Origin of the sequence: Candidatus Tisiphia endosymbiont of Ceraclea dissimilis (assembly GCF_964030735.1) — a bacterium.
Taxonomy (GTDB): domain Bacteria; phylum Pseudomonadota; class Alphaproteobacteria; order Rickettsiales; family Rickettsiaceae; genus Tisiphia.
Map to the genome: position 1 here is coordinate 830,059 of NZ_OZ034917.1, position 14,655 is coordinate 844,713.

12 protein-coding genes and 2 pseudogenes are annotated in these 14,655 nt (G+C 33.4%); 6 read left to right on the top strand and 8 right to left on the bottom strand.

Annotation, left to right across the window (positions count from 1 at the left end; translation table 11 throughout):
- Nucleotides 1–193 precede the first annotated feature (193 nt).
- From ACQH1V_RS04065 to tgt, 3 genes are read right to left on the bottom strand one after another with little or no spacing between them, the layout of a single operon-like run.
- Nucleotides 194–1,675: a UbiD family decarboxylase gene (locus ACQH1V_RS04065; RefSeq protein WP_094649512.1), complete on the bottom strand. Its 1,482-nt coding sequence runs from the start codon at nucleotides 1,673–1,675 to the stop codon at nucleotides 194–196.
- Nucleotides 1,672–2,754, bottom strand: a complete 1,083-nt coding sequence (locus tag ACQH1V_RS04070) for an LptF/LptG family permease (RefSeq protein ID WP_425360849.1) — start codon at nucleotides 2,752–2,754, stop codon at nucleotides 1,672–1,674. Before ACQH1V_RS04070 ends, ACQH1V_RS04065 begins: the two co-directional genes overlap by 4 nt.
- 54 nt (nucleotides 2,755–2,808) lie before the next feature.
- A complete protein-coding gene (gene tgt, locus ACQH1V_RS04075; protein ID WP_425360874.1) occupies nucleotides 2,809–3,894 on the bottom strand; it encodes a tRNA guanosine(34) transglycosylase Tgt in 1,086 nt (361 codons plus the stop codon).
- Nucleotides 3,895–4,178: 284 nt separating this feature from the next.
- Between tgt and ACQH1V_RS04080 the strand changes: the two are divergent.
- A pseudogene (locus tag ACQH1V_RS04080) lies at nucleotides 4,179–5,015 on the top strand (Npt1/Npt2 family nucleotide transporter); the annotation flags it as partial.
- 16 nt (nucleotides 5,016–5,031) lie between these two features.
- Here ACQH1V_RS04080 and ACQH1V_RS04085 read toward each other — a convergent pair.
- Both ACQH1V_RS04085 and ACQH1V_RS04090 read right to left on the bottom strand, forming a co-directional pair.
- On the bottom strand, nucleotides 5,032–5,550 hold the full coding sequence (locus ACQH1V_RS04085) for an IS630 family transposase (RefSeq protein ID WP_425360021.1): 519 nt from the start codon (nucleotides 5,548–5,550) through the stop codon (nucleotides 5,032–5,034).
- Nucleotides 5,522–5,884, bottom strand: a complete 363-nt coding sequence (locus ACQH1V_RS04090; protein ID WP_425360850.1) for an IS630 transposase-related protein — start codon at nucleotides 5,882–5,884, stop codon at nucleotides 5,522–5,524. Before ACQH1V_RS04090 ends, ACQH1V_RS04085 begins: the two co-directional genes overlap by 29 nt.
- A gap of 52 nt (nucleotides 5,885–5,936) precedes the next feature.
- On the opposite strand from ACQH1V_RS04090, the pseudogene ACQH1V_RS04095 reads away from it, so the two are divergent.
- A pseudogene (locus tag ACQH1V_RS04095) lies at nucleotides 5,937–6,602 on the top strand (Npt1/Npt2 family nucleotide transporter); the annotation flags it as partial.
- 59 nt (nucleotides 6,603–6,661) lie between these two features.
- Here ACQH1V_RS04095 and ACQH1V_RS04100 read toward each other — a convergent pair.
- A complete protein-coding gene (locus ACQH1V_RS04100; protein WP_425360851.1) occupies nucleotides 6,662–7,552 on the bottom strand; it encodes an aminoglycoside phosphotransferase family protein in 891 nt (296 codons plus the stop codon).
- Nucleotides 7,553–7,638: 86 nt separating this feature from the next.
- Here ACQH1V_RS04100 and tatA point away from each other — a divergent pair, with 86 nt between their 5' ends.
- Nucleotides 7,639–7,791 carry a twin-arginine translocase TatA gene (gene tatA, locus ACQH1V_RS04105; RefSeq protein ID WP_341749841.1) on the top strand — a complete coding sequence of 51 codons (153 nt, stop codon included), beginning with the start codon at nucleotides 7,639–7,641 and terminating at the stop codon, nucleotides 7,789–7,791.
- 272 nt (nucleotides 7,792–8,063) lie between these two features.
- Here the strand turns inward: tatA and ACQH1V_RS04110 are convergent, their stop codons facing one another.
- Nucleotides 8,064–8,237 carry a palindromic element RPE2 domain-containing protein gene (locus ACQH1V_RS04110; protein WP_425360852.1) on the bottom strand — a complete coding sequence of 58 codons (174 nt, stop codon included), beginning with the start codon at nucleotides 8,235–8,237 and terminating at the stop codon, nucleotides 8,064–8,066.
- Between the two features lie 230 nt (nucleotides 8,238–8,467).
- On the opposite strand from ACQH1V_RS04110, the gene ACQH1V_RS04115 reads away from it, so the two are divergent.
- On the top strand, nucleotides 8,468–10,264 hold the full coding sequence (locus ACQH1V_RS04115) for a leucine-rich repeat domain-containing protein (RefSeq protein ID WP_425360853.1): 1,797 nt from the start codon (nucleotides 8,468–8,470) through the stop codon (nucleotides 10,262–10,264).
- Nucleotides 10,265–11,023: 759 nt separating this feature from the next.
- On the opposite strand, the gene ACQH1V_RS04120 is transcribed toward ACQH1V_RS04115, so the two are convergent.
- Complete coding sequence (locus ACQH1V_RS04120) at nucleotides 11,024–13,705, bottom strand: hypothetical protein (protein WP_425360854.1); 2,682 nt, start codon at nucleotides 13,703–13,705, stop codon at nucleotides 11,024–11,026.
- Nucleotides 13,706–13,965: 260 nt separating this feature from the next.
- Here ACQH1V_RS04120 and ACQH1V_RS04125 point away from each other — a divergent pair, with 260 nt between their 5' ends.
- Nucleotides 13,966–14,307 carry a hypothetical protein gene (locus tag ACQH1V_RS04125; RefSeq protein ID WP_425360855.1) on the top strand — a complete coding sequence of 114 codons (342 nt, stop codon included), beginning with the start codon at nucleotides 13,966–13,968 and terminating at the stop codon, nucleotides 14,305–14,307.
- 71 nt (nucleotides 14,308–14,378) lie between these two features.
- Entirely contained in the window at nucleotides 14,379–14,648 is a 270-nt protein-coding gene (locus ACQH1V_RS04130) for a hypothetical protein (RefSeq protein ID WP_425360856.1), read from the top strand.
- Nucleotides 14,649–14,655: the final 7 nt, after the last annotated feature.

Here is a 14,655-nt window from a genome sequence, read left to right on the forward strand (position 1 = left end):
GCGAGACCACGTAGTGGTCGTGGCAATCCATTTCTAATCACTTTCCTGGATTGCTTCGTCGGCTACGCCTTCTCGCAATGACGCATGTATCTATAACTCGTCATTGCGAGACCATATAATGGTCGAAGCAATTCATTCATGGTCATTTTTTGGATTGCTGCGTCGCCGCAAAGCGGCTCCTCGCAATGATATTTCAGATACCCAGCATACCCCAAATTTTATCAATTTTTTCAATGACTTCACTAGTCATTTCTATTTTCTTTCCCCAAGCTCTATTAGTCTCTGGGGACATTTTATTAGTTGCATCTATCCCCATTTTACTACCAAGTCCTGATACAGGGGATGCAAAATCAAGATAATCTATTGGCGAATTATCAATAAACGTGCTATCTCTAGAAGGATCGCTCCTAGTTGAGATTGCCCAAGCTACTTCCTTCCAATCTCGAATATCTATATCATCATCTACCACAATAATAAATTTGGTATACATGAATTGTCTTAAAAACGACCAAATCCCCATCATTATTCTTTTTGCATGACCTGGATAAGCCTTGCGGATAGATACAATGGCAATTCTGTAAGAACAACCTTCAGGCGGTAACCAAAAATCAACGATTTCTGGAAATTGTTGCTGAATTATCGGAGTAAATATTTCATTTAATGCCACGCCAAGTACCGATGGTTCATCTGGAGCTTTACCAGTATAAGTGCTTAAATATATAGGTTGCTTTTTCATGGTAATAGCCTTAACATTAAAGACTGGAAAATATTCAACGTCATTATAGTAACCTGTATGATCACCAAATGGTCCTTCTGGTAGATATTCATCAAAACTTACATGCCCCTCTATAACAATTTCGCTATAAGCTGGCACTTTCATATCTATACTAACACAATTTACCAATTCAATTGACTTGCCTCTTAATAATCCAGCAAAATTATACTCAGACATATTATCAGGCAGCGGCATAACAGCCGCCATAGTCACAGCAGGGCTTGCCCCAATAACCACTGCAGCAGGAAAAGGCTCTTTTTTTGCTGATGATTGCCAACGTTTATGTTGTTGTGCTCCACCTCGCATTTTAAGCCATCGCATAATAAGTTTGTTACGCCCAACTACTTGCATTCGGTATATACCGAGGTTAAAATTATCTACCTTCTCTAGACTAGGTCCTTTAGTAACAACTATTGGCCAAGTAATTAATGGCGAAATATCAAGAGGCCAACAGGTTTGTATCGGTAATATATTAACATCAGGATCATCAATTATAACTTCCTGGCAGGGAGCTTTTGATAACATTTTTGGCGACATAGCCAACATTCTTTTTGCCAATGGCAACATGGCAAAGGTTTCTTTAAAGGAAGAAGGTAGTTCGGGGGCTTTAAGAAAAGCTAGCAATTCTCCGAATTTCCTTAAATCTTCTTTACGTTTCAACCCAAGTCCCAAGGCGATTCGCTCAGTACTAGCATATAAATTAGTTAGAACTGGCATATTAGATTTAGTTCCATCATTTTTAATAACATTTTCAAACAGCAGAGCCGGGCCATCTTGTATTAAAATTCTTCTACTGATTTCTGTTATTTCAAGGTTAGATGATACGGGATAGGATATACGCTTAAGGAGTCCATTTTGCTCGAGGAGTTCTATAAATTGTGGTAAATCTTGGAAACTCATATAATTTTACAGAAATATAAATATAGACTTAAAATAATAGCAATAATCATGTTAGCATAACAAGCAAAGATAAAATTTAAATCTTTTGAAGCAAGATTTTGTAATACAAAATGCAAGTATGTGATAATTATGGCAGAAATTGCCGTAATTAGAATCTGTCTTAAACTAGATTTTTTATTATAAGGCTGCCGTAAAAAAACAGATAATGTAAGAAAGACCAGTACAAAATTATACATAGGCCAAATCAATCTTTGGTGTCCCTCAGCAATTAATTTAATCTTCCTTTGCTCTGATAAAATATTGTTGGGTTTTAATAATTCATCAATATAATACTCATTGATTTCTCGACTATATTCATCCCTTACCAAATTTTTACTATTATTACTAACTAATTCTACGGTTAAAAGCTCGAATGATAAGTTACTTAAATTACCATTATGATCATATGCCTGCCTAACTCCATCTTTTAACTGAAAAGATGAGCTGTTATTATATATTGTAAACATCCCTGATTTAGAAAACAAGATTGCATTGTTATCACGCTTACGATTATCAAAAATGATTAAACTTTTCATAGTACCATTAGGTAATTTCTTATCAAAATAAACTGTTATATCTTTAGAAATTGTATTAAATGTCTTTTCATCTAACATATTGGATGCATAATTATTCCTCATAAAATTAAGATCTGATTTAAGTTTGCCATAAGATAATGGCAATAAACTAGTCGAAATATAATAAGCAAATAACGTAATCATCAGAGCTACCATCAATGCTGGGCTAGCTAGTTGGATATTATTTAATCCCAAATTTTGTAAAATAATTATCTGACGTCTCTCACTCAAAGCATTATAAGTATAAATAACAGCAACAATAGTTGCAAAAGGTAATAAAATAAACAACAAAGATGGTATTATTAAAATAATTAAATTTAAGAAATCCTGAACTTTTATGCCCTTATCAATTAAGTACAACATCTTTAATATCTGGGTAATCCATACAAGGCTAGTAACCGAAAAAATAATTATTACCAAGGATGGTACTATATTTCTTATTATATAACGTTTATATATCAACATTCTGTAATCATTTATAGTCTTTCAAATATCTATACCATGCAAAATTATCGATAACTAATGCATAAAATCAAAGTCTTTTCCTTGTTGAATATATTGCCTTATTCTTGACATTAATTCTTGGAAATACACCAAATTATGCCAAGTCATAAGTACTGCTCCTAAAATCTCTTGGCTCTTTACCAAATGATGCAAGTAAGCTTTATTATAATCCTTACATGTTGGGCATGGGCAATCATCTTCAAGCGGCTCCTGATCATCCTTATACTGACTATTGTGAATATTTACTACACCATATTTGGTGAAAGCTTGACCATTTCGACCAGAACGCGTTGGAATAACACAATCAAACATATCTATTCCCCTGGCAACTGCCCCAATAATATCATCTGGTTTACCAACCCCCATAAGGTATCTGGGCTTATATTTAGGTAATAAATCTGGAGCATAATCTAGCACTTTAAACATTATTTCTTGTCCCTCACCTACTGCCAGCCCTCCAATAGCATAACCTTCAAAATCTAATTCTACCAAATTCTTTGCTGACTCGGCACGTAATTCCTGATAGATATTTCCCTGTACAATACCAAATTGACCATAACCTTCTCTTTGAACAAATGCTTTTCTCGATCGAACTCCCCATCTAGATGTTAATTCCATCGATGATTTTGCTTGCTCAAATGTTGCCGGATATGGGGTACATTCATCAAACGCCATGGTAATGGTACTATCTAGAAGATATTGGATCTCTGTTGCCCGCTCAGGACTTAACATATGCTTACTACCATCAATATGCGAGTTAAAAATCACCCCTTCTTCTGTAATCTTACGTAATTTTGACAGGGACATTACCTGAAAACCACCTGAGTCGGTAAGTACAGGCTTTGACCAATTCATAAATTTACGTAAACCGCCAAACTTGGCAACTCTTTCAGCCCCTGGTTGTAACATTAAATGATAAGTATTACCAAGTATTATATCAGCTCCGGTAGATTCAACTGCTTCTGGTAACATGGCTTTTACCGTACCTTTCGTGCCGACCGGCATAAAAGCTGGAGTACGTATTTGACCATGCTTAGTAGTTATAATACCAGTTCTGGCTTTTTTATGTTGAGATTGTAAATCAAATGAAAATTTTTGCACTGCTAATTTACCTAAATCAATTTGCACATATATCTAACCCTATTGCTCTCCCCCTATACAAAGTATTACTAATTGGTATAGCAATTTTTGATTTTTTATACAAGATAAATCTAAATAGCTTGACATATGAAGGTTAATAATATATAAGTTCCTAACCTGTATATTTTGTACAAATAATCCTTAAGCAATTAAGGAAGAACTCTTGAATATTTTCAACTCATTAAAAGATCATTCTTTAAGTTGATACATGCATTGAGTTTTTTTTGTCTTAGGGAACCCTTATTATGACTAGTATACAGTCAAATTCATTTAGCAGCAAATTCAGAACTATCTTTTGGCCTATCCATAATCATGAACTCGGGAAATTCATACCGATGTGTGGTTTGATGTTCTGCGTCTTATTTAACCAAAATATATTAAGAATTTTAAAAGATAGTATTTTAATTTCAGAGATTAGTGCTGAAGTAGTCAGTTTCACTAAAGTTTATTGTGTAACACCTGCAGCGGCTCTATTCGTTATAATCTATGCTAAGATGCTTAATCATTATAGTTTTGAGAGGATTTATGGCTATTTAATTACCTTTTTTATTAGTTTCTTTATTGTTTTTGCTTTCATCATTTATCCTAATGTCCATATTTTCCACATTAATCCAAGTTCGCTGGAACAAATTATGGGGAATTATCCTCATTTAAAATGGTATATAGCTTTAATTGGTAATTGGAGTTATGTGGTTTTTTATACATTATCTGAGCTTTGGCCAAATATCTTTTATGTTTTACTATTTTGGCAGTTTGCTAATGAGCTTACTACAACAGAAGAAGCAAAAAGGTTTTACACTCTTTTTTCATTATTTGGTAATTCTGCTTTAATATTTGTTGGCTTTTTGATGTCAAACTTATCATCTGCTAACACTATAGCTAAGTATTTTTTTACCGTACCGGACAATAAAACTATATTGGTAAAAATATCAACAAGTTTCGTGGTAGTTGCAGCTGTTATATCATATTTACTTGTAAGATTTATTAGCAAAAATGTTTTTACCAATCCAACATTTTATGCAAAGGCTAAATCTGCTAGATCGACTAAAGATGGAATGGGATTAATCGAAAGTTTTAGATATAGTTAAACCCATAAAATTAGGTGACAAAGAACATAGTAATAATTTCAAATAATTTGCTGGTTTCTGTTACCTTATTTTTAATCCATCGTTTCATATTAGCCCAAAACTTCTCTATGGGATTTAAGTCTGGTGAATATGGCGGTAAAAAAATAAGCTTGCAACCAACTGATTCTATTAATTCCTTTGTTTTCTTTGATTTATGGAAACTAGCATTATCCATCACTACAACTTGTCCTGCTTTTAACTCTTTAATTAAAAACTTCTCAACCCAATTATTAAATAACTCTGTATTGCACGTTCCATTAAAAACAAAAGGAGCTATTGATTGATTGTTTACCAAGCCAGCTATGATATTAGTTCTTTGATAGTGTTTCCCACTCTTCTTTCCAATCAGTAATTCTCCTGTTTTACTCCAGCCTCTATCTTGGCAAATACCTGTATCTATACCGCTTTCATCAATATGCACTATTTGCCCTTTATCATATTTATTGATCTCTTCTAAATATTCAGCTCGTCTGTCTACACTTGACTCCATGTAGGTAAAGGTTTTTTTTATAACTAAAACCTAGCTGTTTTAATATCCTTCCAGTTTGAGACCTCGCAATTCCAAACTCTTTACCAATATCTTGTAATCTCATATTTGGATTATTTCTTACAAAATTTGCTAACTTTTGCTTATCAACTTTACTTTTAAAACCTACTCTAGCTTTTGCTAATATCGTTCCTTCCTTTCTCTTCCTTACGTTCCAGCGACTAATTGTATTTTTATGTATATCGAATATCTTGGCAGCCGCTCTTTGACTATTACCTTTTTCTATATAACTTATTACTTTTTTTCTTAAATCTTTACTATATGGGCTTGTTGACATTTTTTCTCTTATTTATACCATATAATGTCATCTAATTCAACGGGTTTAACTATATATCATAAGATCAAAATATTTATGGTTAATGCTAATTTGTTCTGCTGCTTTTGGTTTATCAATGAATTTGGTAGAAGCCGTATGGAAAGCAAAAATAAAAGAATTATACCCCACTGTTAATAGTTATGCAGAATTTAATAGTCTTTATATTCTTTGGACTGGGGTTACTATCATGATAATGACTATAATAGGCAACAATATAATGCGTAGTCATAGCTGGTTTGTGGCGGCTGTAATTTCGCCAATTATCATGATGGTTACTGGTACATTATTCTTTATTTTAATCGTGTTTGATCATCAAATATTGCCTCTATTTGACAGTGCTATTCTTATGACCCCACTTGCTCTTGCGGTATCAATTGGTGCTTTACAGAACATTCTAGTGAAAGGTACTAAATATTCAATTTGGGACACCTCTAAAGAGATGCTATATATCCCTCTAGATAAGGAGCTAAAAACCAAAGGTAAAGCAGCTGTTGACGTTATTAGCTCGAAAGTTGGTAAATCTTCGAGCGGATTAATACAGTCAGTTATTTTTACATTAGTACCAACAGCAACTTTTAGTTCTATTTCACCATTTTTAATGGTAGTATTTATCGTTGTTTGTATTACCTGGATTTACTCGGTAAGAAAAATATACTTTGAATATAAGAAAATTGTCTAACCTGTAGCTAACCCGACTAATATTATACTAAATTTACGCACCAAAAAGGTGAGCTATATCTACTGATTGATTTTCATATTAACAAGCAAATCATCAAAAATTTTTGTAAGGTCTGCCCAAATAAGCCCATCACAACTATCTTCCAAAGCCCAAACCCAGGAGAGTACAGCTTGAACAAAACACCAATTGCTAATTCGTTGAGTATCTAAACCTAAGATAGTTGCAAATTTAGTGATACGATTTGCAATAATACTTTCAACATCTTTTAAGGCAAGGATTTCAGGAAAAGGATTACGAATAAAGGCTGCTACCTCATATGCTTGTTCACCAATAACCCCTTTAGGATCAATAACTACCCAATCATCACCATTTTGCAGAATATTATCATGATGCAAGTCGCCATGCAATAAAACTAACCTTGACGATGTATTAAGTAGCTTATCTCGCAATTTTTGAGCTTTTTCTAAATAATAGGTTGGGATATCCCATTCTTTATCTAGTACTACCAACCAATCATTAATACAAGGAAAACCTTCTACAGGCAACAAATATCCTCGGTGTAATCTTGTCATTACATCACATGCTATTTGAATAGCCTCACAATCTTTAGTAGGAAAATAGGATTTTAATGATATACCAGGAATAGCCTTATCAAGTAGTAATAAACCACTGTTTTCAGCCAAAACCTTTACACTGCCAAATCCCCAGAAAACTTTTGAAGCTACTAATTCTCTCCTAAGCCCTTCAATATCTAGCCCCAACTTTAAAATGATCGGCTGATTACCTTGAAAACCTTCTAGAACATAGTGGTAGGTCAAATTTTCAACTGGCTTTAAGTCAGACAAACCATACTTTCCAGCCAATTCATCGACAATTCTTGGTAAATCATCTAACCAAACTTTACCTTGATCACCATAGATATTAATGATATTAGTTTTGAATGTTTTCATATTGATATATCTGATTCTTTCATACTAGATAAAATTAACAATATTTGCTATAATAACTTTAACTTAAAACTTACAAAATTGATATTATGGGAATGAGCTTCAGTCACTTATTAGTGATCTTATTAATTATCTTAGTATTGTTTGGTGCTGGTAAATTGCCTCAAGTAATGTCAGATCTTGCTAAAGGTCTTAAAGCTTTTAAGGAAGGAATAAAAGATGATAAGAAGAAAGATGAATAACGTTAATGACATTGCCTAAAAACAGTTGATAAGATGTCCAAAGATTTAAAAAGATAATAATAGACCTCTTGCAAAACTCGCGTATATACAAGGATTTGAAGGAGACGCTTCACCTCGAACCGCAGCGTACTCAAATGTCATATCTTTGCCCACAAGTTGCAAGAGGGAGAAAATAGTGTAATAATATCAACTAAGGAAATCATAAAGTTGGTATTGGTATGAATAAATGGATAGAAAGTGAAGTAGAATGTGTAGATTTGTGAGATGAGAGATTAAACACACGGTTCAAGAAAATTTGATCGCAATTTTCTGATATAGTCAATTGATGGGAAGTTGGTGACATCGTTGCTCAATGCTCGCCTATTACTTATAGGCGTCGCTCCATCGCTCCTGCTACCCAATTCCCCTGAATTGACTATACCATAAAAAATCACAATTTGCATCATATTTCGTGATATTTTTACATCATGTTTTCGTTAATATAAATTAGTATATTTTAAGATTATAGGTTAAGATTATAAAATAATTTCTTTTTTATAAAAATAATGCTTGCAATATTAATTTTATCCGATACGGTACACATCATAAAATAAAAATCCGTTCGATACGGCACATAGATTGTAAATAAAGCAATCTATCCCATTAGAACTACTAACTTTTAATATAGGTAATAACAATGACAATAGATTTTAATGCATATGTAGAAGGCAATTGTTTGAATTTTAAGGAGAAAGGAACGATATTGCCTGAGATATTAAGTAGTGATGATAACTTAAATGAATTTAGTTCATTTATACAAAATAGCTCCCATATTACAGCACTTAACTTAGAGAATTGTAATATTAATGATATGGATATAGGAAAAATTGAATTATTAATAAAATCGATAAATAATAGCAATATTACTTATTTAGATATCCATGGAAATAAGATAACTGATGCAGGTGCAATTGCAATAGCTACAATGCCTAATCTTACTTATTTAGATATCCATGAGAATGATATAACTGATATAGGTGCAACTGCAATAGCTACAATGCCTAATCTTACTTATTTAGATATCCATAAGAATAATAATATAACTGATATAGGTGCAACTGTAATAGCTACAATGCCTAATCTTACTTATTTAGATATCCATGAGAATGATATAACTGATGCATGTGTAACTGCAATAGCTAAAGTTTTGAAGGACAATACTAGCCTTATTAGCTTTGGTATACGGATAACAGAACCAGACATAGACAAGATACTAGAACGTAATAAAGAAATAAAAGATATTAGTAAAGCATTTAAGCCAATCATATCTAAAATAACTCTAGACACCGATGGTACTCCGTTATTCTCTTCGAACGCAGAAGGCGGTGAGCAAAATAGTTTCTTGAAGATACTCAAGAACTACAGTGAGAAACATGGGGCATTTCCTTTACCTGTGTTAGAACAGATTATTGCCCAATCTCTATATGAAGGCACAATATATGTTGATCAAGATGGAATAGAACAATTATCGTTTATTGCCAGATCAAAGGCTCTAACAGAAATAACGCAGACAGTATTGGAACATTTAGGATTCAATACTGAAATTGTTAATGAATTTAACTCTAAGATAGTAGAAATTATTGAAGAAGTAAAAGAAATGCTTTTGCTAGAGTTGGATATATTGAATAATAATTTGATGGATCCAAGCGAGATTAATATTGACACGAGTGTGATTAATGTTCCAACTAATAAATTTGATCCAGATCACGTACTTCAAATTTTACTCTCTAATGAATTTACAAGAGGGGAATGGCAACATAATCAACAATTAACTGATTTGTATGAAAAACATCCTGATCTCAAGATACCAGGAACTATCTTGCATAATTTACTTAACAGTGACTCACCTATTTACCCTAATATTGCGGTACTATTAAACCAACATGTTGATGAAAATACTTTTAAACATAACCCTCGAATACAAGAATTGTTAAAAGAGTTTTCTACTCCAGTACTAACTAAGAATTTGTCTTCTGCATTAGAAGACAATAACATAGAAGATATAGTCTCATGGTTATCCGTCATTAATTTAAGGTCTGCAGTAAAATTAGAATCTAATTTATTAACAAAATTATCCCAGATAAATAATAAAGCAGTAGAAATATTACTAGTAAATCAACCATTGAAGTTGCTTATAGATGATGAGGGTAATAATTTATTGCACCTTAGTTTGCAGAATGGTAACTATCAATTAGCAACCCAAATTTTAAAAGAAGGGTGTATTAATGTTGAGCAACAGAATAATAAAGGTAAAACAGCTCTGGATATATTGCACGAAAGTTCATTAACACCTGAGCAAAAAGAAGCCGAGGCTCTTTTAGCACAGCATTCTGATAGTCATCTACCAAATATTAGCGAACATACGTCAATCGGCTTAGCTACAGATGACCCAATAACACCGGTTTTAGGAGATAGTTCGCATCATATAGATTAACTGGTTGCATATCATAACAACAGCCAGCATGGCAATTATAAGATGATATATCCGCTCATCTAGTGGCTGGGATCATAGTACCCTACAATTTTTATTCTATAAGTATTAAACAGCATAAAAACGTCATTGCGAGAAGGCGTGAGCCTACGAAGCAATCCATATAGTCTTGATGTATCTATACTAATTCTCATGGATTGCTTCGTCGCTACTAAAGTAGCTCCTCGCAATCTGATGTATCCCCACGAAATTGTTGCAAAATAGCAAGAATTGATAGAATATCATCATTATTTAATGATGATGGAGATAGTAGGTTATGGATGTAAAAACAGTATAAAATGAAGTAATAAAAGAACATTGTCCTTTTATACATAATAATCGTTTAAATGCGTTACTTGATGTTGCAGAAGACTTGACAGTAAAAGATAAAAAGATTTATTCGTATTTTACTCTTGGGAAATTTATTATTGAATTTAATTATTTGCATGCCATAAAACCATTGGTAGAATCCCTGGCATCTATTATAAAGACGGAGCTTTGTCGTGCTTAATTTCGTGGGGATACATCAGATTGCGAGGATGCGTAAGCCTCCGAAGCAATCCATCTCTGTGTCATCCCTGCTTCAGTGCGGGATCTAGAATACAGCTCAAAAAGCCCTGAGATATTATAGATTCCGCACCGAAGCGGGAATGACAACTTACAATTGCTTTGTCGCTACTAAAGTAGCTCCGCAATGACGTTTGTAAATTGAGCAATGCTAAATCAGTACAAATCACATTTTTCAACTATGTCGCCAAGTAAATTTTTGGTAAATTCTTCATTTACCAAGGGAAAATTGTACAAATTATGTTCCTCCGCTTTAGTGGCAAAATCTTGCCCTTGAGCAGTGGCATTAAGCATAATGTTAGCAATTTTCTTGTAAGCTGCAACCTTAAAATTCTCATCATGACTTAGGCTGAATGCATTGTGATAATATGTTTTAGCTTTTTCAAATAAACCTATAGACTCAAAATACTCAGCCTGCTTTAACTTTATATCGGGATTTCTTTTATCTTGCTTTAACCATGCTTTAAAACATTCTTCTATACTAAATTCATTATTTACTACTTTATAACAGTCAATTGCCTTAGCATATTCACCCTTGTTAAAAAGTAGTTGTCCTAGTTCTTCATATATTTTTGGTAGGTGGCTATTGGCATCTATAGCTTTTGCATAGTAAGTCAAGGCAGATTCATTAGCACCATCATGCTCAGCAATACTAGCTAAGCAACTATAGGCTATAGCCTTAAGATTTTTGCAGGCAGGAGAGTCTTTGTAATTTTCCAGATATTCGATAGCTTTAGTATAATACTCTCGGTCAGATTGGTTCTCATCAATCTTCAAACTACTAACTTGATACTCAAGATTTTCTGTTACTTTAGTATGGCAAGCTGTTATTAACTCTGCAATTTTTGCATGATCAGGCAAATTAGCTCCACAGACATTAGCGAAGAATTTCACATATTCATATTGCTGCTGTAAGCAATAACCGTAATCTTGTATCTGATGTTGAAGCTGAGAATTATCAGACTCAGCATATTCAGCAAAAAGTTCCACTGCTATCTGCAAGATCATTAAGGCATCTGGTATCTTATCTATTTGATTATAGTTAAGCACTTTTTGCAATCTTGATAATAACTCCAACTCTGGAAAATATTCACCTTCACTATGTTGCTTTAGCTCATTGTAATTAATTGATGACGGAACCAAATCTTTGACAATAGCATAATTTTCAGAAAATGCATTAAGTGGATTAATATTTAAGCAGTGAGTGGCATCAGCAATAGCTTTAACTATCACCTCTAATAGTTGGTTAAAATTATTACTTGCAGTATTTAACAGATGCGATGAGCAGTCCATAGCTTTCTTTGAAATAGCTATGTTGACCATCTCACTATTAGCGTCAGAATATGTGGATGATTTGTCTATTTCCGCAAGTAAGTCAGGTACAGTTAACCCCCCTTCTTTATCTGGTCTATGGAATAGATGTATTGAATTACCATCTTTGAGCTTATCAATCAGTGCCTTACATTTCTCTGTTGCTCCTTGAATATATTTTAATATTTGATTATCTCTTAATATTGGATATATAGAGTTTATGATATGCTGAATATTTGTGCCTTTTTCTACATGGGTAACTACTAAAGATATGCCCTCTACAGATTCAATATCCTTAAAACTTTTTATAAAATTATATAGTGTTTCAAGGAAAATACTGCCTCTATTACTACTTAAATTTGATTCATCTACCACCAACACAAATTTTAGCTGATCTGTGGTCTCAAAGAGCCTTTTAATATAGAAGCTGTTAGCGATTTCCTGAACAGGGTCAGTATCATTAAAGCCAGGACAATCCCAAATGATTAGGTCTTTAGCGAGACATTTGTTAGGAATTTTAGTCTCAGAAGTCATTTTATGACCAATGGCGATATTTTCAAGTGGATACATCGCATCAATAACCAGTTTGTTAGTTGCATTATCTCTAATCGCCTGCAGTTCTATGCCACTAAGCAAGTGAGCGAGTGTACTCTTACCAGCCCCAGTATTACCAAGTAACAATATCCCCTTTTTGCCATGTTCCTGCAGGCGGTCGTTACCTTCTTGGATTAAATCTAATACTTCCTTGATAATAGCCTGATCATCATTATCAAACTGATTATCCTCACCTGCTACCTCAAATAATTTTACAGCCGGTATATTGGGGATATATTCTTTTACTTTTGCTTCCTCTATAGCTTTTAATTCAGCTGCTTCTTTTGCTGCCTTAGCTTCCTCTTGCTCAAGTCTTTCAGCCTCTTGTCTAGCTTTTTCAGCTGCCTCTGCTTGTTGTTGCTGTTTTAGTTTCTTAGCGGCTTTTTCAGTAGGATCTCTATTGATCTGTAATTCTGTTGCTATCTCCTTCGCTACAACATCTCCTATCTGGTTATTATGAATATAAATATTAGTAATAGAGTGATTATCCTTTAAGGCTTCTGCTATAGCCTTCGCTCCAGCATCTCCTATCTGGTTCTGATGAAGGTCAAGATAAGTAATATTGTGATTAGTCTTTAAAGCTTCTGCTATAGCCTGTGCCCCAGCATCTCCTATCTGGTTATTGTGAATGTAAAATTTAGTAATAGAAGTATTAAACTTTAAGGCTTCTGCTATAGCCTGTGCCCCAGCATCTCCTATCTGGTTATTATAAAGGGCAAGACTAGTAATAGTTTTATTACACTTTAAGGCTTCTGCTAATTTCTGTGCTTCAGCATCTCCTATCTGATTATTATAAAGGTTAAGATTAGTAACAGTTTTATTAATCTTTAATGTTTCTGCTAGTTTCTGTGCTTCAGCATATCCTATCTGGTTACCACCAAGGTCAAGTTTACTAGTAGTTATTTGTTGTGCAATTTTTTCTTCTAATGGCATTTTTTCCTCTCTTTTATTTATAGCTAACTAGATTAGTATGACGTCGTTGCTAGGGGCTGCTTAGCGGTGACTAAGCAAGTCTGTTTTGTGTCATACCTGCTTCGGTGCGGTATCCAAATTCCCGCTGTTGCTAAGAATGACATAATTTGCAATGACGTTCTTTAGACCCGCACGAGTTCTATTCTATGGTATAACAAAATAATCTTTACTATTAAAGTCTAATAGTTTTTGTATAATATTAATATATTTTAACATGTAAAGTGATTTTTAAAGAAATTTGTGGAATATCAAATTTAGTGATAATTATAAAATTAAAAACACGAGGTAAAAATATCACGAAATATGATGCAAATTGTGATTTTTTATGGTATAATAATTCCCTTGAAATACAGATACTACAGGGGATTTATATGAGAAAAATTACTGTCAAATTTAACAAGTTACAAGATATCGAAAATCTTAAAAAAATCATGAAAAATGTTTACGCGAGTAATAGCGATCATTTACCAGATATTGCTAAATTTCATTTGGGCGGAAAGATTTTTACACCTAGCCAGGTGGATAAAGCAGAGTTGCACATAATAAGAGTGATGACAACCTAAGTAGCCTTGAGAGTAGTAAAGATTTAAGCCAAAGCTTAACCTCACTAGCTAGTTTGCATTTATCGGATATTATGGCAGAATATGAAACCGAGAACTTGCTTAATAAAATAGCTGATTTAGAACAACGCCTAAGAGAAAGAGATAATGTTGTTAATAGCTTAACTACGCAAGTCGCTAATCTACAAACTCAGGCACGCTCTGTCGCTGCAACCCAGTCTTGGACAATCGCATTACCAAATGAGTTAGGTACTCTCAATACACCAACCTCGAGTTTGTATTTTGACGGTACTAAAGCAAATCTATCGGGCTGGAAATCTTATGCAAACATTAGATTCTGTTGACAAAATT